The following is a 25,628-nucleotide window of genomic DNA, read 5'->3' on the forward strand; positions in this document are numbered from 1 at the left end:
TAATTCCTTTTGAAAAGGGCATTAATAGTATGTTTAATTACAAATATAAATCATGAAGTATTTAAAAATAAATATTGAAGAGAATATAGATCCTGAAATGCTTAAGAATGCAATTCTTCAATTGAAAGGAGTGACTTCAGCAGAAATAGTAGATGACGAAAACCCCGAAAGTGAATTGAAAAAAGCCTTTGCCAAAACAAAGGAACAATTGAAAACAGGGGATTACGAAACTCTTGTCAATGATATTTTCGACATCATAATAAAAAAATAATTCTAAATAATAATAAAGTAGACAGATGAGAAAGGCCATTTTATCAATTGCTATACTTGGGATTTTATTTTCCACAAATGTATCAGCACAAACTGAAACTTCAGGAAGAGAAAAGGTGTACAGAGCTACCCATACCAAGGTAACAGAACTTAAGCATACCAAGCTGAAAGTAAACTTCGATTATCAGAAAGAACAGATGAATGGAGAAGAATGGCTTACTGCTTCACCGTACTTCTACGCTACCAATGAACTGATACTTGATGCAAAGGGAATGCTGATTCATGAAGTTGCCCTTGATAATAATGGTAAAAAATCTCCTTTAAAATATGAATATAAAGAGGATATCCTGAAAATTACTCTGGATAAAACCTATCAGAAAAATCAGGACTATACAGTTTATATCAAATATACATCCCGTCCAAACGAAGTAAAACAACAGGGAAGTATGGCCATTAATGATGCAAAAGGACTTTACTTCATTAATGCACAAGGAACAGAACCGGATATGCCTACGCAGATCTGGACGCAGGGAGAAACAGAATCTTCTTCAGCGTGGTTCCCTACCATTGATAAATCCAACCAAAAGACTACACAGGAAATCTATATGACGGTTCCTGATAAATATGTAACCCTTTCAAACGGTGTTTTAAAAAATTCTCAGAAAGAATCCAATGGACTTAGAACGGATCATTGGGTGATGGATAAAAGACACTCTACCTATCTTTTCTTTATGGGAGTAGGTGAATATGCCATTGTTAAGGATAAATGGAGAAATATTCCGGTTGATTACTATATTGAAAAAGAATATGAACCTTATGCTAAGCAGATTTACGGAAATACTCCTGAAATGATCGAGTTTTTCTCCAAAAAGCTGAACTATGACTATCCTTGGGCGAAGTATGCACAAATTTCCGGTAGAAACTATGTAAGTGGTGCCATGGAAAATACTACAGCAACCCTTCATGGAAGTGATATTCTTCAAAAACCAGGGCAGCTGATCGATGAAAATACATGGGAAGATACGATTGCCCACGAATTATTCCACCACTGGTTTGGAGATCTGGTTACCGCAGAAAGCTGGAGCAACCTTACCGTAAACGAATCTTTTGCCAACTACTCAGAATATCTTTGGAATGAATACAAATACGGAAAAGATCAGGCAGATTATCACCTGATGACAGACGTAAACAGATATATTCATAATCCATCAGACTTTAATAAAAACCTTGTAAGATTCAACTATGAATCCCGTGAAGATGTTTTCGACCTGGTGACTTATCAGAAAGGGGGAGGAATTCTAAATATGCTGAGAAGTTATCTAGGAGATGATGCTTTCTTCGCCGGAATGAATGATTACCTGAAAACCTATGAATATCAGAATGCAGAAGCTCATCAACTGAGACTTTCCTTTGAAAAAGTATCGGGAAGAGATTTGAATTGGTTCTTTAATCAATGGTATTTTTCAAACGGTAACCCGAAGATCAACTCTTCATTTACTTTTGAACCTGTAAAAAAACAGGTGTCAGTTACAATTAACCAGACTCAGGAACCGCTTTTTGAGTTTCCTCTGGCAATTGATGTGTATGATAACGGAAAACCAAAAAGATATAATGTTTGGGTAAACGCAGAAGCAAAGAATACGTTCAGTTTTGATGTTTCAAAAACTCCGGACTTAGTAAATATCAATGCAGATGGTGTTCTACTGGCAGAGATTACAGATAAGAAAACTCCGGAGCAGAATTTGATGCAGTTTACGAACTCTAAGGAGTTTAAAAACAAGTATAATGCTTTAGCAGGAATAAAAGATCAGTTAGGAAAAAGCCCGGCTGCAATAAAATTATTGTCTGCCGCTCTTAAGGATCCATTCTTTAGAGTGAGAATTCAGGCATTGCAATTAATGGATCTTTCAAATCCTGAGCAAATGAAAGCTTTAGGTGCTGAAGTAGAAAAATTAGCCTCTATTGACCCTAAAACATTAACGCAGGCTGCTGCTATTGCTGCTTTGGCCAAAACAAAAGATAAAAAATATCTTCCAATCTTTGAAAAAGGAATGGGTGCTGTTTCAAATGCCGTAAAAGGAAGTTCCTTAGGTGCTATTGTAACCATAGATCCGTCAAAAGCAAATAGCTTTGCAGACAAAATTGATCTTGAGGGCGCATCAGAAGAATTGCAGGCCCAATTACTTCCTATTATTGTAAAGAATAAAGTGACATCTCAAATGTCAAATATTGCTCGAATAGCAGTGTTTTATCCATTTATTAAATTTCAAAATCCTGAATTAGGAAAAGCGGCAGAAGAAGGTTTTAACTGGATCATGACCTCAGATAATCTGGCAGCAACCGAAAGCATTACTAAAATAGCAGGATATGCCAAAAATCAAATGACAGATAACCCACAGGCTAAAATGATGATGGTTCAAATCCTAAAAGATGGTTTGAGTAAAAAGATGGAACTGTTAAAACAAAATCCACAGAATGCAGCAAGCATCAATAAGCAAATTGATGTATTGAATAAAGCAATTGAAAATTATAAGTAAAATATAAAGCCGGCAGAATGGGTCGGCTTTTCTTTTCTTATTAATATTATAAAAAACAGCGGTTTTTACCGCTGTTTTTTGCGTTATCTTTCATAAATTCGTTTAAAATTTAGAAAATTATGAGTTTTGGAATTGAGGCGGCAAGCTACTATGTACCTTCTTTATATCTGGAAATTAAAGATTTAGCTGAAAAAAGAGGAATAGAACCTGCCAAATTGGAGAAGGGGTTAGGACTTCATAAAATGGGACTTCCCGACGTACACGAAGATGCTGCTACTTTTGCAGCAGAAGCACTACTAAGGTTAATAAAAGACTATAGTATCAACCCCAAAGATATTGCAAGGATTTATCTCGGAACGGAAAGTGCCTTAGATGCTGCTAAACCTACAGCTTCTTATGCAATGCAGATGGTGGAAAAGGTATTGGAAGCCGATTTTGGGGAGAGAGTATTCAGAAATTGTGATGTTGTAGACATGACTTTTGCCTGTGTAGGAGGAGTAGATGCTCTTCATAACGCTTTGGATTTTGTAAGAGTAAACCCTGATAAAAAAGCAGTCGTAATTTCTAGCGACTATGCAAAATATGAACTGGCTTCCTCCGGAGAATACACACAAGGTGGCGGTGCAGTTTCGCTTCTGGTGTCTGCTCAACCTGATCTTCTTGAAATTGATAACCATTGGGGCGTTGCTACGGAAAGTGTTTTTGATTTTTTCAAACCAAGAAGACAATATAAAAAAGAAGACCTGAGTGGGGCTCCTGATGTTTATCCTGATAAAATTGAGATTTTTACAGACGAACCGGTATTTGATGGGCAGTACTCTAATCAGTGCTATCAGGATAGAATAAGAGAAGCGTATCAGCATTATAAAGAGGTTACAGGTAAAGAAAAACCTTATCAGGATTGGAAATATATTGTTTTTCATCTTCCTTATGCTTTCCATGGAAAAAGAATATTTACTGAAATTTACAGTCTTGAAAACGGACTGCCCTATGAAACTCCTGAAGAGCAGAAAGTTGTTGCAAAATCTGAAAATTATATGCAATTAATTAATGATGCAATAGAAAAGACTCAAAGAGCTTCTTCCGAAATAGGAAATATGTATACGGCCTCCATTTTTATGGCATTCCTATCCGGCTTACAAACTTCTTTTAACGAGAATGAAGATTTGTCAGGAAAGGAAATTGGATTCTTTGGCTATGGTAGTGGATCAAAGTCCAAGGTTTTTGCCGGTAAGATTTCTGAAAGCTGGAAAAAAGTAGCAGAAAAATGGAATCTATTCGAAAACTTAAAGAATAGAACTGCTATTGATTTTGATACCTATGAAAAACTTCATAGAAAACAGTTGAATATGTCTGTAAATGCTGATTACAAAGGGTTTGGTCTTGATTCTGTCGAATTTGGAAACCCTGTTTTGAATGGGGCAAGATACTATAGTTTTAAGAAATAGTATTTTTCGATTTAAAATTATAAAAAGCATCTCAAATATTGGGATGCTTTACTTTTTTATATGTTTTTGGAGATTTTAATTGTCAATTTGTTATATTTTTTCTTAAAATCATAACGAATTGTTATTTTAAATATTGAATTTTTTTCTTTATAATTTATATTTTGATTAATATTTTTCATTTATTTTTTAATTTTAATGTAATGTAGTATTTTTTTTAACTGCTGTTAATATTTTGTTAAAGTTAAATTGCTTTTAAATATTTTCAATAATAAATTAAATTTAACAGTATTTATTAATTTATTTTTCTTTTTTAGTTAATATTTTTCACTTCAATCGATTGTTTGATAGGATATTTTCATTTGAATCTGATCTTTCTTATTAACATATTTGTGATCGGAATATCTTAAAATTTGTTAATATGAATGGAAAATTATCAGTGTTAAGCGCTGGAGTCCTTTTTTTTATAGGGCAAGGCGTGATGGCACAAAAGGTGAAAAAAGACACGGTTTCCACAAAAGAAATTGAAGAAGTCTTGGTGGTGGGGTACGGAACCCAGAAGAAAAAAGAAGTTACAGGCGCTGTAACATCCATTAAAGCTGCTGATGTTGCGAGTATTGCTGCTCCAAGTTTTGAACAGCAATTGGCAGGTAAGGCTGCGGGTGTCCAGATTACCAGTACAACCGGTATCTTGGGAGAGGCTCCAAGAGTAAGAATTAGAGGAATTGCATCCATTACTTCAGGAACATCACCATTGTATATTGTAGATGGTATCCCTATCTTTTCCGGAGATGTAGGAGGACAAACCGCTACCAATGGTTTGGGGGATATTAACCCTAATGACATTGAATCCTTTGAGGTTTTGAAAGATGGTGCTGCAACAGCAATCTATGGATCAAGAGCTGCCAATGGGGTGATCTTAATAACTACTAAAAAAGGAAAAGGAGGAAAATTAAGCCTTAATTTCAGTAACTATGCAGGATATGCAATGCCAGTAGGCTTGTATAATCTACTTCAAACACCTGACTTTATTGCCATTTCCAACGAGAAAAGATCAAATGCAGGGCAGTCAGCCATTGCATTTGGAACAGAATATAATACAGACTGGCAGAAAGCTGTTCTAAGATCAGCTGCATTCCAAACCGATAATACATTATCCGCTTCAGGTTCATTTGGGAAATCAAGTTACTACACTTCCATAGGGTACACCAAGCAGGAAGGGGTTGCCATTCCTAATGAAATGCAGAGATTCTCAACAAGAGCCAATGTTGATCATCAGGCATTTGAATGGATGAAGATTGGAACAAACCTTAGTTTTACAAAAACAGATTATGTAGGACTTAATACGGGAGCATCATCGCTTTCAGGGAATATTTACAATGCTATTAAGCAGCTGCCGAATACACCAATCTTTGATCCTAAAAGCCCAACAGGGTATAACATTGATGCTACTGATCCAAGAGTAGTGGGTAGATGGCAAAACGCATTGCTTGCAGGGGATAATATTACGAACATCGTATATGCCCTTAACAATAATAAAATGAGGTCCAGTGTAAACAGATTAATTGGGTCTCTTTATTCAGATATTAGATTCTTACCTTACCTGTCCTACAGATTCCAGGTGAGTGTTGACCAGTCGCAAACCAAAGGGTTTGTATATTGGAATCCTATACATGGTGATGGACGTGGATCCAATGGATATATCAGAAATGACTTTTCAGATTATCTAAGAGGGAACATCCAAAATATCTTGACATTCAATAAAACTTTTGGAGAAAAACATAATATTGGAGCTGTAGCGGTATATGAATACCAAAAACAAAAGCTGCAAAGCTTCTATGGCGGTGGAACAAATCTGTCCACTCCTTTCTTTAATAATGGAATTATTTCCAATTCTGTGGGAACACCACAGTCAGGAGGAGGAATTACAGAGCAGGGAATATTATCATATGCTGGAAGATTTAACTATAACTATGCAGGTAAATATTTCTTACAGGCATCCATAAGAAGAGATGGGCTTTCTTCATTACCAATGAACAACAAGTGGGGTAACTTCCCGGGAGTGTCTGTGGGATGGACAATAAGCAAGGAAAACTTTATGGAAAAGATCAGCAATGTAGTTTCTGATTTTAAAGTAAGAGCTTCCTATGCTAAAGTTGGAAATACAGATATTGGTAATTACCCATATTTAGGATTGTTCAGCAATTACAAATATGCGGATTACACTGGAGTTGCCTATTCACAAATTTATAACCCTGATCTAAAATGGGAAACGAGTAACAAATATGATTTAGGGGTTGACCTTGCCTTGTTCAGCAATAGATTGAAATTTACTTTTGATTATTTTGAGAACAAAGTTACGGACATGATTATTGAAGCTCCGTTGGCTCCATCATTGGGAGTACCTAACAACAGTATTTTCAAGAATATTGGAGATATGAAGAACAAAGGATTTGAATTTTCAGTGGACTACAACGTTATTAATACTGAAAAATTCGGATTGGATGTGAATGCCAACCTGACATTAATGAGCAACAAGGTATTGGCTCTTGCTAATAACAATGCTGATATTTTCTCTAGCGCAAACAACATTATCCGTGTAGGAGAATCCTTGAGATCTATCTATGGATTTGACTATTGGGGAGTGAACGCTGCGAATGGTAACCCGGTTTATTACAAGGCAGATGGAAGCTTGGTTCAAGGGCTTGTAGGACAAGGTTCATATGCAGTTTTCGATCCTTCCAATCCTAATGATGTAAGCAAATCTTCTACATTAGGCTTATCTGATAAAAAAGTACTAGGAAATACATTACCGAAATATTTTGGAGCACTTGGACTTAAATTCAGATTCTATGACTTTGATTTTGGTACCACGGTTAGATTCAGTGGTGGTAACAAGGTATTCAATGCTACAAGAAGAGACTTGATGACCTTGAACTTCAACAACAACTCAACAGAAATTCTTGGAAGATGGCAAAGTCCTTCAAATCCAGGAGATGGATTGACGCCTAGATTAATATTTGGAGACAATACATTGAGTAACCAGACAAGTAATGCTACTTCAAGATTCCTGGAAGATGGAAGCTTCGTGAAGTTTGATGTGATCAGCTTAGGGTATACTTTCCCTAAGGATGTTCTTAAGTCTATTGGGGTGAGAAATCTAAGGATTTACTTCCAGGCTCAGAATGCATTCATCATTACCAAATACAAAGGACTTGATCCTGAAATGGAGAATGCTGGGGTAGACTTTAATGGAACTCCTCGTCAGAGAGTATTTAGCATGGGCTTTAATGTTTCACTATAAAATAAAATAACAATGAAAAATAATAATATAATAAGAAGAGGGTTGTCTGTTTTATCGGTATCATTATTAATGGCGATGGTGAGCTCTTGCTCAGACAGGGAGACTCTAGATTTACAACCTTATAATAACCTGTATGAGGAGATTGCCTTTACCTCTGCAGTCAATGTAGATTTGGCAGTGATGGGGGTGTATAATGCGGCACAGAACGGAATTTATAAAACGGCACCGGATGCTGCCAATACGCCTAGAGGATATGTTTTTGGAGCTGCTTACGTGGAGCAAAATGACGTACGTGGAGAGGATATGGTGAATACGGCTACTTTTTACCAATTGACATATACGGCAACTTATGATGGAGGCTCTCCTAATAATTCACACTATTGGATGAATGGTTATGGATTGGTTAACAAAGCAAATATTACAATAGATGGTTTGAAAAAAGCAGGAGAGACCGGAGTGATTACACCTGCTGTACGTGATAACTATTTAGGTGAAATGTATTTTCTAAGAGCATTGGCTCACTTGGAATTATTGAAGCATTTCTCCCGCCCATATAATTTTACTGCCAACGCAAGTCATCCCGGAATCCCTTACCGTACCACTGCCATTACCAGCCCGGCTGCTATTGATGAGGCGCTTAAGATAGGAAGAGGAACTGTGGCAGAAACTTACACAAAGATCCTTGCTGATTTGGATCAAGCGGAATTGTTAACCGCAAGTAAATCTGCGAGATCAGGTAATGCTAGAATTACCAGAGCTACTAAAGAAGCAGCAATCGCTTTGAAAGTGAGAGCTTATCTTAATATGAGAGATTGGACAAAGGTACTTACCGAGGGTACAAAACTAAGTTCTGCTTATACTCTTACAGCTACTCCTGAAGTACCATTCGTTTTGGCTAATAATTATAACAATTCTGAGTCTGTATTCTCCATTGAGAATTCAGCCAATACAAACCCTGGTACCAATGCCGGATTAGCATCTATGTATAGAGATAGATCTTTGGTATGTATCAGCCCTATTATCTGGAGAAATTCAAGATGGCTGGCAGATGATAAGAGAAGAGCTGAAACAGCAATGGTAAGAACTTCTGCTGCAGGAGTGAAATATGTGAATAAATATAAGGATGTTACCAATCTATCGGATGGATCTCCAATCATGAGATATGCAGAAGTAATTCTGTCTATGGCAGAAGCATATGCAAGACAGGGTAATACAGCTTCAGCTATTACTTATCTGAATATGGTGAGAAACAGATCGTTGGCAACTCCAGGTACTCAACAATATACTGCTGCTTCATTCGCGAATGCAACAGAACTTGTAGATGCTATTATTACAGAAAGAAGAATTGAATTCCTTGGAGAGGGAATGAGATGGGGGGATATTCATAGATTGCTTTATGATGATTTGGTACCTACACCTGGTATTCCGGCTAAGGTAGCTAACTCTACGCCTCCAGGGTCTGCCTTTACATTGGGTACTCCATATACAGGACCGTTAGGTGTTGCTATGATTCCAAAAACAGATTTCAGAATACTATGGCCTATTCCAAATGATGAGATAGTGAATAATCCAACTCTTGCGGCTCAGCAAAACCCACAATGGTAAAACCAACCCATTAAAGGTTTGTTGAAAAAGAATAAAAGTTATTTTGGAAAATATAATTTTTAAAGGGCAAAAAGAAACATGAAAATATTTCTGAAATGCCTATCAATTTGAACCGATTTTTGAATCGCATATATTAACAAATTTTTAATTTTAACTGTAGGGAGACTGCCTTTTAAGGTGGTCTCCCTGTTTTTTATGAGGTTGTTTTTGAGGTGAATTATGGGGAAGTAGCGTCTGTTTTTCCCTGTTTTAATTGAAATTAAGAAAAAATGTATTTAATTTTTTTCATTGATAATATTAATTGTTGTTTATATTTTTCACTTTATTGAATAAAATGAAGTACTTTGATTTTTATTTTGATTTTTGTTAATATTCCCTTATTGTTTAAAATGCTTTGTTTTTTCTTAAAGTTTTAAAAGCAATTAAATTTTTTCTTTAGTGTTCTTTAGAGATTGATGCGGATAATCCTGTTCTGGTAGCGGGTTTTCAAGGTTTGATAAATTGATGTTGTTAATATTTATTAACATATTTGTCCCCTTGAATATATTAAAATCTGTTAATATGAATATGAAATTGCGTGTTTTGACAGCAGGAGTCTTGTTTTTCACAGGCCAAGCTGTACTTGCTCAAGAAAAAGAATCTAAGAACAGTAAGGACAAAGAAACTAAGATTGAGGAAGTAGTTGTTTTAGGGTATAGCAAAACTGCTACCAAAGCTAAAACTACAACCTCTTCGGTAACAGTAGGTGCCGAAACCTTGGAAAACAGACCTAACATCTCAGTATTAAGCTCAATTCAGGGGACTGCTCCTGGTATTGTAGTGAACTCAGCCTCTGGTTCTCCAGGTTCTGGGAAATTTAATATTCTGATTAGAGGAACAAGCTCACTTAATGGTTCTACGGATCCTTTATACGTGGTAGATGGGGTAATTACCTCAGGTTCTCAGTTCAGAAACCTGAACTCTTATGATATTGAAACATTCAGTATCCTGAAAGATGCTCAGGCAACAGCAATCTATGGTAACAGAGCTGCAAATGGAGTTGTAGTAATTACTACAAAAGGAGGGAAATTTAATTCAGGATTAAAGGTTTCTTACGATGCATTGACTTCTTTCAGCCAACTGCCTGAAGCAAACTATAATATGGCAAATGCTCAGCAGTTGTTATATATTCAGAAAAATTTACAGACAGGTAAAGGAAAATCTTTAACAAACGACCAGATTAATAACTGGGGAACAGATACAGATTGGAATAAGCAATTTACCCGTGTTGGTATCTCTCAACAGCATAACTTGTCTATTACCGGAGGTGGAGAAAATATCAATAACTTCTTCTCTCTTGGATACTTAGAAAGCGAAGGGACTGTAAGATCTACAGACTTCAAGAGATTTACAATGAGAAATAACCTTAACGGTAAATCTAAAAATGGAAAGTTAACTTTCGGTTCTATCATTGGTTTAGGATATTCCAAAAGAAACCAGTTGGATGATGAAACGAATTCTAAAATCTCCAGCAATACTCTTCAAAACCCTTTATTCGGTGGAATACTTTCAAGACCTTACATAGGACCTTCTCCATATGCTAATGGTAGTGAGTTATTCAACGCAATTAAATCTGATGCTACTAATAACCGTCAATGGGTTCTTCAGGATAACATTAATGGAGGAATCAGAAACAGATTTACAGAATTAAGTATTTCTGCAAATGCAAATGTGAACTATAAGATCACAGATTTCCTTAGCATTGGAAACAGAACAGGTATTGAATATAAGGAATACGAAAGAACTTTCGCAAGATCACCACTAGGATACCTTTCCATTAGCGTAGCCAATGGAGATCAGTCTAAATATGGAGGTAGTGAAGAGTTCTCTACAACAAGAGACTTAACTTTCAACAGTATTACGAATATTTCATTCAATAAGTCTTTTGGAGATCATACGATTAGTGCTGGTGCTTATATGGATTATATCAAGGCACATGTTAATTCAACTACTCAGAGACAAAATGGTCTAAATCCATTACAATGGGAATTTGGTGCAGGAACAGGTTATATTCCTTTTAACCCTGATACACCAAATCTTTACAGACCTTCTGTAAGTGCTACAAAAGTAACCGCTGGTACCTTGGCTTATTTTGGAACAGTAGATTATGATTTCAAAGACAAATATGGAGTAAGTGGAGTTGTAAGAAGAGACGGATCTTACCGTTTCCTTCCTACCAACAGATGGGAGACTTTCTGGTCAGTTGCAGCAAGATGGAATATCGACAAAGAAGATTTCATGGCTAATTCAGGATTCAGATTATTGAAATTAAGAGCTTCAATCGGTACTACTGGTAACCAGAATTTAGGTATTGCGACTGATAACTCTAACCCATTGGCATTACTTCCAAATAACTTCCTTGATCTATATGATGGTATTTCAGGATATCAGAATATTTTGGGATACAACTTTGTTAACTTGTCAAACCCTTATTTAAAATGGGAGCAGGTAAAACAAACGAATATCGGTATAGATTATAACTTTAAAGGTTTAATTGAAGGTAGTGTAGATTATTACCAGAAGAGAACATCCAGAATGTTCAATGATCTTCAAGTATCTGCAACTACAGGATATTATTCTATTAGAGGAAATGACGGTATTCTTGATAACAAAGGTATTGAGGGGTTAATTAAGTATAACGTGATCAGAAACGAAAATACGAAATTATCTATTTTCGCAAACGCGGCATATAACTCTAATAAAATTGTTTCCATGGATAGCGAAAACCTTGCAGGAGATGTAGTAAATGCTATTGGAGGTCCTGCAGGTCAGTTCCAGTTATACCCATACCTTGGAGTAAATCGTGAAAACGGAAATCTACAGTTCTTAGATAAAAACGGAAACATTACTGAAGCTCCAACAGCTGCAGACAGAAGACTGACAGGAAAGTCAAGATATGCGAAATTTACAGGAGGTTTTGGATTTAACTTCCAACACAAAGGCTGGTTCTTTGATACATTATTCTCTTTCCAACAAGGAGGGTGGATCTATGATAACTTACAGTCTTGGGTATTTGATCCGAGTGCAGCTGCTAACAGAAACCTTTCTGCAGACTTGTTGAACGCATGGACTCCTCAAAATAGAGATACGGATGTTCCTGCTTTGAAAGCAACCAACCTAAGCTTAGGTGCTTCAGACAGATTTTTACACAGATCAGATTTTATCAGACTTAAAAATGTTACTTTAGGATATAACTTTAGCAAAAGTCAACTAGGTAAATTACCGGTAAGAGGTATCAAGGTATTTGTTCAGGCAGAAAACCTTTTTACTTGGACAGATTGGAAAGGATTTGATCCGGAGCCAATTACTTCGTATTCACTAAACGTCTATCCAAACCCAAAAACCGTATCGGTAGGTTTAAATGTTGATTTTTAATAGAGAAAAATTATGAAAAGAATTATCAATACAATATTAGTTGTAGCAACTTTATCATCTGCAGCATTTACATTAAACAGCTGCCAGGATGCACTTGATATCAGACAACCTGGAGAATTACAGGAGAATGAATTATATACAAGTGTTGCTAACTTAAATGAAGTTTTAAACGGATCTATATATGCTCAGTTGGATCCAATTGAGGAGATCTATTTTACAGCCGTATTTACAGATGAGGTAAAGCCGGGTTCAGGAAGTGGAGGCCAGGAGTACTCTTTACACAGACATTTTCTTGATGCAGCAAGCCCTGTAGTAACTGGAGGAACTGTAAACAGTGTAGCAAGTGATGGGATCTGGTTAAATAATTATAAAGTTATTAACAGAGTGAACAGATTGCTTGAAGGAGCAAAGAAAGTTACACCTGCTAATACAGATGAACAAAAAGCATATAATGAGATCCTTGCTCAAGCCAGAGCAATCAGAGCGTATTGTTATGTACAGCTAGAGGCATACTTCTCTGCTGATATGAAAAACCCTAACGAACTAGGAGTAATTCTTCTAAAAGATGTTCCGGCTACAGATGCTAAATTACCTAGATCTAAGAATCAGGATGTATATGATTTCATTAATGCTGACTTAGATTACGCAAGAGGAATATTAGAATATTCTTCTACAGCAGGAGGAAGATATGCTACAGATAAAGGATTTGTAAATGCTGTTACGGCTCGTTTTAACCTTTACAGAGGAAATACAGTTTTAGCAAAACAATATGCAAACGAAGTAATTTCAAACTCAGGTTTGAAGCTTACCATCGCAGATCCATCGAAGCCTGCAGGGGGTAATGCTCCTGAAATAGGTTCAAAAGAATGGAATGCTGCCTTTTATGGAATTGCATCTTCTTTCAACCCATATAGAAATCTATGGAATGATTCAGCAAGAGGTGAAGTTATCTTCTCATTAAACAGACTTCCATTAGGAGCCGGAGGAACTATAGGTTCAAGATGGAATACCAACCAATCTAATATTGATGGCACACCAATGTGGTTCTGGGGAAGAAACTTATACAACTTGTTTCAGAATATTCCTGGAGATATCAGAAAGTATGCTTACGTAGATCCAACATCAGTTCCAAAGGCTAATTATGCAAGTGCAACAGCTGGAACTACGAGAGAAGACGCTTTGGTTATTGACAAATATCCTGGTAAAACAAATACACCTACAAGAAATGATGTTAAGGTTTTCAGATTGTCAGAAATGTATTTCATTCTAGCTGAAGCTGAAGTAGCGGCTGGTAATCTTTCAACAGCTCATGACTTAATTCAGAAAGTAAGAGAGGCAAGAAATTACCTTGGTTCTGCTGTAACACCTAGTTATACAGGTGCACAATTTGCTTACGCTGATATTTTGAAAGAGCGTAGAATTGAATTGGCACTTGAGGGACACCGTTATGTCGATCTGAAAAGACTTGCAGTATTGGCAAACGTAGAGATGGACAGAAATCCTACAGATGACATCATTCCGGTTAAGAATCTTCCTAATGGTGATTATAGGTATACATTACCTATTCCTATCAAGGAAACTTCGGCAAACCCGAATGCTTTACAAAATGATAAATATTAATCATTATAAAAATACCCCTGAAGTCTTTACTTCAGGGGATTTTTTATCAATAAACCTTAGGAATTACAAATCATCATAAACAATTATCTGGAGAATATTTTTCCATTCTGATAATTTTTTGGAGTAACTCCTACAAGTTGTTTAAATACTCTTGTGAAATAATTGGTATCGGAAAATCCGGTTTGAAAAGCAGTTTCCTTAATGCTGTTCTGTCCTGCCAATAACTCTTTTGCCTTGCTGATTCTTTCCTGTAAAATAAAATCATTCGGGGAAACTCCAAGCTCATCTCTAAACATTTTAAAAAAGTTGGATTTACTCACATACGCAAGCTTAGCAATGCTGTCAATTGATAATTTCTGGTGCAGATTTCTCTTAATATAATCCACCACAAATCCCATTCTTGATCTGTTTTTTACAAGATTTTTTTCCACCAGACTTCTTGCCTGTGTTTGCATAAGTCTTATCAGAAGCTCTTTCAGTGCAAAATCAGCCATAATATCCTTTTGAGAATTATCATCCATGGCAATTCTCATAATATTATTGGTTGCAGAAGCCAAGGCCTGATTATTAAAAAGAAAATATTCGTCCAGTTGAATATTCCATTGTGAAGACTCATCTACCTTTGGAAGGTGATAATTTAAATAATTGAGAGAATCCTCTATAAAATCAGGATTTAAACTTAAGGAAATACATTGTGTAGCCGTTTCATCTGCCTCAGGAAAATCAATGACCATGGTTTCCCCAGGAGCAACCAGAATACTTTCCCCCGGAAAATAATCAAAATAATTGGTCTTATTATCCAGTTTCATATGCTTTTTCCCTCTTAGCATGGCTGTAAAGGCAATGTTTTCAAAGTGAAGTTTTACCCCAAAAGCGGCCTTATGGGTTTCGTATATACTGAATTCACAATTGTTTAGATTGAATGTGGTCTGGTTTTCAACAAGACTCAATAGATGTCTCTCCTGAGTTAATTCAGGAGTGTTTAATAAAAACTTGCTATTGTTATTCATTTCTAAATATTTTTTGAAAACTGGTATTTCAAATATATAAAATATGAGCCTATGTTGTTGTTAATAAAATGATAAAATTAGAACCCTGATACTATTTTGCACCTTTTTTATACGATTGTGCTATGTTTTTTTCGGGTTGTACATGTAATTTGGCATCATCGAAAAATATAAACAATACTAATATGAGCACAATTACAGAACCAAGATCAACGACTCTTTTACAGCGTCCAGAATTTAAAGACAGATACGATAACTATATTGGCGGTAAATTTACGCCACCGGTTAAAGGACAATATTTTGATGTAGTTTCACCAGTGGATGGTAAAAAGTTCACTCAGGTAGCCCATTCATCCAAGGAAGATTTGGATCTGGCTGTAGATGCAGCAGAAAAAGCCTTCCAAACCTGGAAAAATACATCATCTACAGAAAGAAGCATTATCCTCAATAAGATTGCAGACAGAATAGAACAAAATCTGGAATATCTTGCTACAGTAGAAACCATTGATAACGGTAAGGCGGTAAGAGAAACTCTGGCTGCAGACATGCCTCTTGCAATAGATCATTTCAGATATTTTGCATCCGTAATTCGTGCAGATGAGGGATCACATAATGAATTGGATAAAGACACTGTGTCCTTAATTGTACATGAGCCTCTGGGGGTAATCGCACAGATCATCCCTTGGAACTTCCCAATACTGATGGCTGTTTGGAAACTTGCCCCAGCATTAGCGGCAGGAAATTGTGTAGTCTTAAAGCCTGCAGAAAGTACGCCGGTGTCTATCATGGTGTTAATGGAACTCATCGGAGATTTATTGCCGGCAGGAGTCATCAATATTGTGAATGGCTTTGGAGCAGAACTGGGAAGAGCATTGGTTACTAATCCTAAAGTTGCCAAGGCAGCATTTACAGGATCTACAGCTACAGGACGTTTAGTGATGCAATATGCAACCGAAAACATCATTCCTGTAACATTAGAGTTAGGAGGAAAGTCACCCAATGTATTCTTCAATTCTGTGATGGATGCAGACGATGAATTTTTAGATAAAGCCATTGAGGGAGCTGTACTTTTCGCCCTTAACCAAGGAGAAATTTGTACATGTCCGTCAAGGTTACTGGTTCAGGAAGGAATTGCAGATGCCTTTATTGAAAGAGTAGTAGAAAGAGTAAAGGCCATTAAGGTAGGAAACCCACTGGATAAAACGGTAATGATGGGAGCACAGGCTTCTCAGATCCAAAAAGACAAGATATTGTCTTATATTCAACTAGGAGTAGAAGAGGGAGCAGAAGTTTTGGTAGGAGGAAATGTAAATAACCTGGGAGAAGACCTTGAAGACGGATTTTATATCCAGCCAACTATTTTTAAAGGAAACAATAAGATGAGGATCTTTCAGGAAGAAATCTTTGGTCCTGTGTTGGCATTTACAACCTTTAAAGATGAAGAAGAAGCCATAAAGATAGCCAATGATACCATCTACGGACTAGGAGCCGGAGTTTGGACTAGGGATGCCCATCAGCTGTACAATATTCCGCGTCAGATTGAGGCAGGAAGAGTTTGGGTCAATCAATATCATTCATATCCGGCAGGAGCACCTTTCGGAGGGTACAAACAGTCTGGAATAGGAAGAGAAAATCATAAAATGATGCTTGATCATTACCGTCAGACTAAAAATATGCTGATTTCCTACAACAAAAACAAGTTAGGTTTCTTTTAATATTAATTTTAGGACGTGCCCGATTGCCTTGGCTTTATCCAGGGCAAAACGGTCGGGCTATGCAGGGCTTCATTTCATTTCGTGCTTCATTGCATTCTGCACCGGCTCGTTCCTCGCCGCCCTTACTATCCCTCACGCAAATACTAATTTTCTTATCCGGAATTTTTCGGATGAGCAGGAAACTGATAACCCATAAAAACTCAATTCAAAAAATAAAATATGATTCCAAAAACAATGAAAGCTGCCGTCGTTCAAGGCTACGGACAGCCCCTGAAAATAGAAGAAGTACCCGTAAGAGTACCCGGTAGATATGAAGTTCTTGTGAAAGTAATAGCCTGTGGCGTTTGTCATACAGACCTGCATGCTGTAGATGGAGACTGGCCTGCTAAACCCAAAATGCCCCTTATTCCGGGACACGAAGGAGTAGGTATAGTAGTAGCTTGCGGACCAGAAGCCTTTGTAAAAGAAGGTGATGCAGTAGGAGTTCCCTGGCTATACAGCGCTTGCGGTTGCTGTGATTATTGTATCACGGGATGGGAAACACTTTGTGAGGCCCAAAAAAATGGAGGGTATAGCGTAGATGGCGGCTTTGCAGAATATGTCATTGCAGATTCCAGGTATGTGGGACATCTAAAATCCAATGTTAACTTCTTGGAGATTGCTCCTATTTTATGTGCAGGAGTAACTGTTTATAAAGGACTCAAAGAAACAGAAACAAAACCTGGAGAGTGGGTCGCCATTTCAGGAATCGGAGGACTGGGACATGTAGCAGTTCAGTATGCAAAAGCAATGGGAATGCATGTTGCGGCCATTGATGTAGCAGATGATAAATTGGAATTGGCGAAAAAATTGGGTGCTGATCTTGTGGTAAACGCAAAAAATACAGACCCCGGAGAATATTTGCATAAAGAAGTTGGTGGCATGCATGGTGCATTAATTACAGCGGTTTCACCTATTGCCTTTAAACAGGGAATAGATGTTCTGAGAAGAAAAGGAACCATTGCTTTGAATGGACTGCCTCCCGGATCTTTTGAATTACCGATTTTTGAAACAGTTTTAAAAAGAATAACGGTAAGAGGCTCTATTGTAGGAACCAGAAAAGATATGCAGGAAGCTCTGGATTTTGCCAATGAAGGATTGGTAAAAGCAACTGTAACTGCAGCAAAACTCGAAGATATTAATGATGTCTTTGATAAAATGAAAAAAGGACAGATTGATGGACGGATTGTGTTGGATATTGCAAACTCAAATTAAACAATGAGCTGCAGGCTCGGCAAATACCTTTGCCGAGCCTCTTTATTCTAATAACAAGATTCAATTTTAAATTTGAAAAAAATAAAATAATGGAAAGAAAAACAGCAAGGCTTTCTGCAACAGAAAAAGCACTTGAAGTCATTCATGAACTTGAAGATAAGTATGGGGCACTCATGTTTTATCAGGCAGGCGGATGCTGCGAGGGAACACAGCCACAATGCTTCGAAAAAGGAGGATTCTTTCCAAGGATGAATGATGCCATGATAGGAACTATAAACGGATATGAATTCTGGATAGACCGCGATCTTTTTGAATACTGGAAATACTCGCACTTTACACTCGATATAACAGATGGTTTCGGACCGGGAGGATTTTCATTGGAAACACCTTTAGGAAAAACATTTAAGGTTCATTATAGACTTTTCACTCCTGAAGAATATGAAAACCTTGAACCTGTACAACGCAGTGAATAGGTTAGGCCTATTGTAGAGTAAAAGCACCGGTAAAATGTATTAATAATAAGATTTTCATCAGGTGACTTTTACAAATCGATTCACAAACATAGCTGCAACAATATCTCCCACAGAGTTTAGAACTGTTGCTAAAGGATCTACAAGAGTTCCGATAATCATTACAGCAGGAATGGCTTCCTGGGGAAGTTTATAAACAGAGATCATCAGCATCTCACCAATATAGCCACCATTAGGAATTCCCCCAGCTACAATACTTACAAAAACGGTAATTCCTAAAGCCAGAAGCAAATTGGCAGGATCAAAAAAATCTTTTCCAATAATTAAAAAAGCCACATAAATCTTAATAATAGAAGACATTGATGACCCATTTTTATGTAAAGTAGTACCAATAGGAATCACCAGATTTGCAATAGAATTGGGAATTCCAATTTTGGAGGCTGCCTGTAGATTTGCAGGCATGGTTGCAAAGCTGCTGCAGGTACTTATTGCTGTAAGTGTAGGATAAATGGCATTGGTCCAGAAACTTTTAACCCCATTTTTTCCACTCGCCATGAATGCATAGATTGAAAAGAAGACAAGGAAATAAATAATTCCTGCAATATAATACAACCCTAAAGGTTTAGCATAAAATCCAAAAAGCTGCGGCCCCAATGTCGCTACCTGATAGGCAAAATAAGCTCCTAAACCAATCGGAGCCAGTTTCATAACCAATAAAAGAAGTTCCTTCATTACCTCATATCCTGAAGCAATAAAAACTCTGAAAGGTTGCCCGCTTTCTCCTGTTTTTCTGGCTGCAAAACCTGTCAAGAATGCAAAAATAAGCAGTGCAAGCATATTTTGTCTTGAAAAAAGTGCAGTAAATTCTCCCACAGTGAAAAAGCTTACAATTCTATTTCCCCAACTTTCTTCACTTGCCGCCTCTGCTACAATCTCTGAACTTCCGGAAACTCCTGAAACAGGAAAAAGATACACTACGCAAATAGTGAAAATAGCTGCCGTAAGAATAAAAAATAGAAAGGTAAGTGCCATCACAAGAATGATTCTTCCGAATCTTGATTGTTGTTCCAAAGAGGCAATAGAGTTGGAAACAGCAAAAAATACCAAGGGTACTACACTTACAAAAAGCAGATTAAGAAAAATGTCTCCCAATGGTTTTATGTATTCCACAAAACCAGGAGCTACAATGCCTATAATGCTTCCAATAGTGATTCCCAAAAGTAAAAATATGATTCCTGAGTAGTTTTTTAATACCTCTTTCATGTGGCGCTTTTTATCAAAGATAGGTTTATTTTTAACACTCTGCTATGCAATTTTCAAGCCTAAATTTCATAAATTTGAGTAAACATCGTTTCTATGGCTTATATAGATTACTATAAAATTCTAGGCGTAGATAAAAACGCAACACAAGATGACATTAAAAAAGCCTACCGAAAGTTGGCTAGAAAACTACATCCGGACCTTAACCCCGATGATAAGGAGTCTGAAAAGAAATTTAAGGAGCTGAATGAAGCAAATGAAGTGCTCAGTAATCCTGAAAACCGTACTAAATATGATAAATACGGTGAAAACTGGAAACATGGTGAGGAATACGAAAAAGCCCAACAGCAACAGCAAAGACAATATCAGCAGCAAAATTACGGAGGGGGAGGCTTCTCAGGGGCTGATTTTGGAGAGGGTGAGGATTTTTCAGATTTCTTCCAAAATATGTTTGGTGGTGCAGGAGGCCCTGGCAGAAGTTCGAGAGGAAGAGCTTCCGGGAAATTCAAAGGAAAAGATGTACAGGCTGAGCTGAATCTAAGCCTAAGAGATGCCGCAGCAACACATCCACAAACTTTTGAAATCAACGGAAAAAAGGTAAGAATAACCATTCCTGCAGGAGTTTATGACGGACAGCAGATTAAACTGAAAGGGCATGGAAATCCGGGAGTAAACGGTGGGCCAAGCGGAGATTTGTATATTACATTCAATATTCCTGCAGAACCTGATTTTGAAAGAATAGGTGACGATCTTAAAACAAAAGTGATCATTGATCTGTATACTGCTGTTTTGGGTGGTGATGTAAAGGTAAATACTCTGGATGGAAGTGTAAACCTAAAAGTAAAACCGGAAACGCAAACCGGAGTTACCGTAAGATTGAAAGGAAAAGGATTTCCCATCTACAAAAAAGAAGGTGAATACGGTGATCTTTTTGTAACCTATGAAGTGAAACTGCCTACCAACCTTACAGAGAAGCAGAAAGAACTTTTTGAACAACTTAAAAATTCCTAGGCTATGAGTGAAAGAATATCACGGGAAGAACTCGTAAGAATATACAATATAGAGATCACATTTTTTGATGACCTTGTAGAATATGGCTTATTGAATATCCAGGTGGAAGACAATATTCATTATCTGATGTATGAAGACCTGCCTGATCTTGAAAAGTTTACCAACTGGCACTATGATCTTGAAATCAATCTGCCAGGCTTGGAGGTTATTCATAATATGCTGAATAAACTGGAAGCCTTAAAACGTAGAAACAGGGATCTGATGAACAAACTTTCTGCAATAAGTGACCAATATGAAGATATTTAGCTTAGTTTTGTAGCTTTTTAAAACAAACCATGCATTATGAGTGAGGAAAAGGTTATTACATTAAGAACTGACAGAAAGAATTTTGAGGATATTTATTTTAGTGGTAACCAGGGAAGTCTGCTTTTTTCACCTACAACTAAAAGTAAAACTATAACAACCATTGCAGCTGCTATTATCTTAGTCATTGTATTTTTTTTGAAAGACAGCTTAAGTGAGAACAGTAAAGGTATTTTATACTTCTTGAGTTTTATATTCCTGCTTTGTGCCGTTTTCTTGTCTGTAAGTGTCAATAAGGTTTCAAGATGGAAAAAACAGGTTAATCATTATTTAAGCGTGCTTGAAAGATGTAAGGTATACGAGATCAGGTTTGATCAGAACTTTTTCACAGTGAATATTGATGGAGAAAAGGAAACCAGCGAATGGAAAGACTTTGAATATTTTGACAGTAATAATGAGTTTATCTCTCTGGAAGGTAAATACAATTATATGTTTCCACAGAAATCCATGAGTGAGAAAGAGTATAATCTGCTAAAGAAAACCTTAAAGGAAAATACCAATAAACAATAAAAAAATCAGAGCAACGCTCTGATTTTTATTTTATATTAAAAGCAGCAAAAGTAAAGTCATTTGACATGATTTGCCCTTTCATTATTTTGCTTGTATGCTTAGTCCAGCCAGCCCATTTCCTTCATCCATTCGTCATTGTAGATTTTCCCTACATATCTTGAACCGTGGTCGTGAAGTAAAACTACAATGACATCATCTTTTGTAAACTGATCTTTCATTTGAATTAATGAAGCAATTGCGCTTCCCGCAGAATATCCACAGAAAATACCTTCTTCTTTAGCCAGTTTTCGAGCATAGATGGCCCCATCTTTATCCGTAACCTTTTCAAAATGGTCAATTACAGCCATGTCATAGTTCTCAGGAATAATATCTTCCCCAATTCCTTCCGTAATGTAAGTATAGGCATGGTCGTAGTGTAATTCTCCGGTTTCGTGGAATTCCTTAAGAATAGATCCGTAAGTATCAACACCAATTACCTTGATGTCTTTATTTTTTTCCTTGAAGAATGTTCCGCATCCTGTAATGGTACCTCCTGTTCCTGCACCTGCTACAAAATGAGTCAGTTTACCTTCAGTCTGTTCCCAGATCTCAGGAGCTGTAGATTCATAGTGAGCCGTTCTGTTGGATAAGTTGTCATATTGGTTGACATACCATCCGTTTTCAGTTTCCTTAGCCAGTCTTTTTGAAACTGAGTAATAAGAACGCGGGTCAGTAGGCTTTACATCTGTAGGACAAACAATTACTTCAGCTCCTACAGCGCGAAGAATATCACATTTTTCCTTAGATTGCTTAGAATTGGTTACAAAAATACATTTGTAGCCTTTAATAATGGCAGCAAGTGCCAATCCCATTCCTGTATTTCCGGAAGTTCCCTCAATGATGGTTCCTCCAGGTTTTAATCTGCCGTCTTTTTCGGCATCTTCTATCATTTTAAGAGCCATTCTGTCCTTTACGGAGTTTCCGGGATTGAATGTCTCAACTTTTGCTAAAACTAGCGCCGGGAAGTCTTCACCTAACACTTTGTTAAGTTTTACCAGCGGTGTGTTACCTATCGTTTCAAGGATATTTTTTGCGTATTTCATAAATGTTTTATATGCGGTGCAAAGATAATGCTTTTAAAATTATCTATGCCCTGTATGATTTGTAGACGATAATGAACCATTGAAAGGAGTTTTCAATGATCGATAATCATCAATTTTTAATAATTAATTGTACTTAATTGCTTTCACCGGAGATATCTTACTGATCAGGTAACTTGGAATAATTAATGCAAGCGCTGAGATAGCCAGAATTCCCAATGAAATGGAAACAATGGCAATAGGGTTCAGATCCACGGGAACTGTACTTACATAATAGTTTTCCGGATTAAGTTTGATAACTCCAAAGAATTTTTGAATTAATATTAATCCTAATCCAATGGCATTTCCATACAAAAGCCCGGGAATCATAATGATAAGCGTATAGTTGATAAAGGTAGCCCTGATCTGTGCATTGCTGGCTCCCAATGTCTTTAGTAAACCAATAGAATTTGTTCTTTCAATAATAAGGATCAGAAGAACCATAATGATATTGATAACCACCACAATCAGCATAATGATAATAATTAGTGCAATATTGGTGTCAAAAATACTGATCCAGTCATTGATCTGCGGAAATTTTTCAGTGGCTTTTTCTGCATAGTTTTTATAGCCGATCAGTTTTTCAATGTCAGGAAAATCCTTGTCGATGTCGTTAACGTTTTTCAGGAAAATATCAACACCTCCAATTTCGTCACCTTTCATATCCAGAATTTTTCTTACATGATTGATACCGCCAATAACGAACTGTTCATCAATCATTTTAATATCTGTTCTATAGATTCCGATAACTCTGAATTTACGGTAGATTGGTTTTTGATCGGTTTTTAAAAATACAGTAACTATGCTGTCATTTATCTTGAGGTGAAGGTCATTGGCCACTTTTTGTGAAATGGCAACATCATTATTGAACCCTACTTCGGTAACCTTAGGTGTGGTGCCGGCAAGAAGAAATTTTTTAAACCTTAAGCTGTCAAAATCCTTACCTATTCCTTTAAAAATGATTCCTGCAAAATTATGTTCATTACGCATAATACCTGTAACGGTTGCATATTTTTGAACAGTTTCCACATCAGGAAGTCCCTTTATTTTTGAAATATTTAATCCCTGATTATCCAAAACCGAAGTATTGTATGAGGAATTAGATCGGGTAGACCTTACCGTAATATGTCCGCTGAAATCTGCAAGCCTCTCTTTGATAGCCTTTTTGGAACCTAATCCAGTGGCTACAGTAATCAGGGAAACAATGATTCCAAGAGCTACAGAAAGCCTGCCAATGAAGATGATAACCCGTGATAGGTTATTTTTGTTATCTTTGGAAAATGCTATTTTTCTAGAGAAATATAAAGGAAACTTCAAGCTTATGAATTTAGATTTCAAAATTAAAAATTTACTTCTGATTTGCCTAATTTTTTTAGGAGTATTCAACCAATATTATTCTCAAACTCAAGTTCAATCGGATTTTAAAACCGGTGCGGACCAACCTGAGCTTTATTTACCATTATTAAAAGGAAAAACAATTGGTGTAGTTACTAATCAAACAGGTTTAATGAGTGATAAAACTCACTTGGTAGACTTTTTAGTAAAGAATGGTGTTAAGATCAAATCTATTTTTGCACCGGAGCATGGTTTCAGGGGAGACGCTGATGCCGGAGCCAAAGTGAAGAATGGAGTAGACGTTAAAACAGGAATTCCTATTGTTTCTTTGTATGCAAGCAATAAAAAGCCAAAACCAGAACAATTGGCTGGGATCGATATTGTTGTTTTTGATATTCAGGATGTTGGGGTGAGGTTTTATACTTATATTTCAACTTTAACTTATCTGATGGAGGCTGGTGCCGAAAATAAGGTAGAAGTAATGGTGTTAGATCGCCCAAACCCACATGACGGATATACTGATGGTCCTGTGTTGAGAAAGAAATGGACCAGTTTTGTGGGAATGCACGAAGTCCCTGTAGTCTATGGTTTGACAATAGGTGAATATGGGAAAATGGTAAATGGTGAAAAGTGGCTGAAGAATGAGGTTCAGGCAAAATATACCTTAATTCCTATGAAAAATTATCACAAAAAACAGCGGTACCCAATATTAGATAAACCATCTCCTAATTTACCTAATGATAAAGCCATTAACCTGTATCCGAGTTTATGTTTTTTTGAGGGAACTCAGGTTTCTGTGGGAAGGGGAACTGAGCAGCCTTTTCAGATTTACGGTTCTCCGTGGACAGAAAGTTTACCCTACCAATTTACTCCAAAACCAAGTTATGGAGCTAAAGACCCTTTCTTAAACGGGAAGCTTTGTTATGGAGAAGATCTTTCCAATTATCCTAAAGATTTAAGAGAACTGAATTTGGAGTGGGTAATAAAGGCCTACCAAAACTATAAAAATCCACAACTGGATTTCTTTTTGAAAAACTTATGGTTTGATACCCTGTCCGGAACTGATGAATTCAGAAAGCAGATTATTGCTGGAAAATCAATTCCGGAAATTAAGGCTTCGTGGAAAAAGGATTTAGAGGATTTTGAAAAGATCAGAACCCAATATGTAATCTATGAAGATTAATTAATCAAAATTTTGGGGTGGAGTTTTATCATTCTTGCCCCTATTTAATATGAAAAGTCCAATGGTTAGACCCACAACACCTGCAAAGGCTGTTAATAAGGCTCTTTGTAATTTATCTGGAAGGTCATTCCCAAGATAGTTCATTAAAAAAAGGATCACAAAAGTGATCACTGAAATAATAATATGGTTTTTTCCGAATAACTTCAT

The 25,628-nt window shown here is 36.7% G+C and carries 19 protein-coding genes; 14 read left to right on the forward strand and 5 right to left on the reverse strand.

Annotated elements, in window-relative coordinates; translation table 11 throughout:
• Window positions 1–52 precede the first annotated feature (52 nt).
• The 7 genes from C7D53_RS03810 to C7D53_RS03840 all read left to right on the forward strand — a co-directional run bounded on the left by C7D53_RS03810 (window position 53) and on the right by C7D53_RS03840 (window position 14,195).
• The gene (locus C7D53_RS03810; RefSeq protein WP_106915049.1) at window positions 53–271 is read left to right on the forward strand and encodes a hypothetical protein; all 219 of its coding nucleotides are present in this window, start codon (window positions 53–55) and stop codon (window positions 269–271) included.
• Window positions 272–296: 25 nt separating this feature from the next.
• A complete protein-coding gene (locus tag C7D53_RS03815) occupies window positions 297–2,807 on the forward strand; it encodes a M1 family metallopeptidase (protein WP_106915050.1) in 2,511 nt (836 codons plus the stop codon).
• A 119-nt stretch (window positions 2,808–2,926) separates the two neighbouring features.
• Window positions 2,927–4,255 (forward strand): hydroxymethylglutaryl-CoA synthase family protein, encoded by a 1,329-nt coding sequence (locus C7D53_RS03820; protein ID WP_106915051.1) that lies wholly within the window; start codon window positions 2,927–2,929, stop codon window positions 4,253–4,255.
• A gap of 418 nt (window positions 4,256–4,673) precedes the next feature.
• Entirely contained in the window at window positions 4,674–7,556 is a 2,883-nt protein-coding gene (locus tag C7D53_RS03825; RefSeq protein ID WP_106915052.1) for a SusC/RagA family TonB-linked outer membrane protein, read from the forward strand.
• A gap of 12 nt (window positions 7,557–7,568) precedes the next feature.
• Window positions 7,569–9,161 (forward strand): RagB/SusD family nutrient uptake outer membrane protein, encoded by a 1,593-nt coding sequence (locus C7D53_RS03830; RefSeq protein ID WP_228422164.1) that lies wholly within the window; start codon window positions 7,569–7,571, stop codon window positions 9,159–9,161.
• 561 nt (window positions 9,162–9,722) lie between these two features.
• Window positions 9,723–12,575 carry a SusC/RagA family TonB-linked outer membrane protein gene (locus C7D53_RS03835; RefSeq protein WP_162926072.1) on the forward strand — a complete coding sequence of 951 codons (2,853 nt, stop codon included), beginning with the start codon at window positions 9,723–9,725 and terminating at the stop codon, window positions 12,573–12,575.
• Window positions 12,576–12,587: 12 nt separating this feature from the next.
• Window positions 12,588–14,195 (forward strand): RagB/SusD family nutrient uptake outer membrane protein, encoded by a 1,608-nt coding sequence (locus tag C7D53_RS03840; protein WP_106915054.1) that lies wholly within the window; start codon window positions 12,588–12,590, stop codon window positions 14,193–14,195.
• Between the two features lie 83 nt (window positions 14,196–14,278).
• Here C7D53_RS03840 and C7D53_RS03845 read toward each other — a convergent pair whose 3' ends face one another.
• Window positions 14,279–15,205 carry a helix-turn-helix transcriptional regulator gene (locus tag C7D53_RS03845; RefSeq protein ID WP_106915055.1) on the reverse strand — a complete coding sequence of 309 codons (927 nt, stop codon included), beginning with the start codon at window positions 15,203–15,205 and terminating at the stop codon, window positions 14,279–14,281.
• A 182-nt stretch (window positions 15,206–15,387) separates the two neighbouring features.
• On the opposite strand from C7D53_RS03845, the gene C7D53_RS03850 reads away from it, so the two are divergent.
• The 3 genes from C7D53_RS03850 to C7D53_RS03860 all read left to right on the forward strand — a co-directional run bounded on the left by C7D53_RS03850 (window position 15,388) and on the right by C7D53_RS03860 (window position 18,644).
• Window positions 15,388–16,917: an aldehyde dehydrogenase family protein gene (locus C7D53_RS03850; protein ID WP_106915056.1), complete on the forward strand. Its 1,530-nt coding sequence runs from the start codon at window positions 15,388–15,390 to the stop codon at window positions 16,915–16,917.
• Window positions 16,918–17,136: 219 nt separating this feature from the next.
• A complete protein-coding gene (gene adhP, locus C7D53_RS03855) occupies window positions 17,137–18,171 on the forward strand; it encodes an alcohol dehydrogenase AdhP (RefSeq protein ID WP_106915057.1) in 1,035 nt (344 codons plus the stop codon).
• A gap of 89 nt (window positions 18,172–18,260) precedes the next feature.
• Window positions 18,261–18,644: a DUF779 domain-containing protein gene (locus C7D53_RS03860; protein WP_106915058.1), complete on the forward strand. Its 384-nt coding sequence runs from the start codon at window positions 18,261–18,263 to the stop codon at window positions 18,642–18,644.
• A 57-nt stretch (window positions 18,645–18,701) separates the two neighbouring features.
• On the opposite strand, the gene C7D53_RS03865 is transcribed toward C7D53_RS03860, so the two are convergent.
• Window positions 18,702–19,904 (reverse strand): dicarboxylate/amino acid:cation symporter, encoded by a 1,203-nt coding sequence (locus C7D53_RS03865; protein ID WP_106915059.1) that lies wholly within the window; start codon window positions 19,902–19,904, stop codon window positions 18,702–18,704.
• Window positions 19,905–19,997: 93 nt separating this feature from the next.
• Between C7D53_RS03865 and C7D53_RS03870 the strand changes: the two genes are divergently transcribed.
• Genes C7D53_RS03870 through C7D53_RS03880 form a run of 3 tightly spaced genes read left to right on the forward strand, consistent with a single transcriptional unit; the run spans window position 19,998 to window position 21,785 of the window.
• The gene (locus C7D53_RS03870; RefSeq protein ID WP_106915060.1) at window positions 19,998–20,912 is read left to right on the forward strand and encodes a DnaJ C-terminal domain-containing protein; all 915 of its coding nucleotides are present in this window, start codon (window positions 19,998–20,000) and stop codon (window positions 20,910–20,912) included.
• Between the two features lie 3 nt (window positions 20,913–20,915).
• A complete protein-coding gene (locus C7D53_RS03875; RefSeq protein WP_076352410.1) occupies window positions 20,916–21,218 on the forward strand; it encodes a chaperone modulator CbpM in 303 nt (100 codons plus the stop codon).
• A gap of 36 nt (window positions 21,219–21,254) precedes the next feature.
• Window positions 21,255–21,785: a hypothetical protein gene (locus C7D53_RS03880; RefSeq protein WP_106915061.1), complete on the forward strand. Its 531-nt coding sequence runs from the start codon at window positions 21,255–21,257 to the stop codon at window positions 21,783–21,785.
• A gap of 98 nt (window positions 21,786–21,883) precedes the next feature.
• Here the strand turns inward: C7D53_RS03880 and C7D53_RS03885 are convergent, their stop codons facing one another.
• Window positions 21,884–22,867: a PLP-dependent cysteine synthase family protein gene (locus C7D53_RS03885; RefSeq protein ID WP_106915062.1), complete on the reverse strand. Its 984-nt coding sequence runs from the start codon at window positions 22,865–22,867 to the stop codon at window positions 21,884–21,886.
• A gap of 123 nt (window positions 22,868–22,990) precedes the next feature.
• Window positions 22,991–24,220, reverse strand: a complete 1,230-nt coding sequence (locus C7D53_RS03890) for an ABC transporter permease (protein ID WP_106915063.1) — start codon at window positions 24,218–24,220, stop codon at window positions 22,991–22,993.
• Between the two features lie 4 nt (window positions 24,221–24,224).
• Here C7D53_RS03890 and C7D53_RS03895 point away from each other — a divergent pair, with 4 nt between their 5' ends.
• Window positions 24,225–25,421: an exo-beta-N-acetylmuramidase NamZ family protein gene (locus C7D53_RS03895; protein ID WP_106915564.1), complete on the forward strand. Its 1,197-nt coding sequence runs from the start codon at window positions 24,225–24,227 to the stop codon at window positions 25,419–25,421.
• On the opposite strand, the gene C7D53_RS03900 is transcribed toward C7D53_RS03895, so the two are convergent.
• On the reverse strand, window positions 25,422–25,628 hold the full coding sequence (locus C7D53_RS03900; RefSeq protein ID WP_076352406.1) for a hypothetical protein: 207 nt from the start codon (window positions 25,626–25,628) through the stop codon (window positions 25,422–25,424).

The organism is Chryseobacterium aurantiacum (assembly GCF_003020585.1).
Classification (GTDB): Bacteria; Bacteroidota; Bacteroidia; order Flavobacteriales; family Weeksellaceae; genus Chryseobacterium; species Chryseobacterium aurantiacum.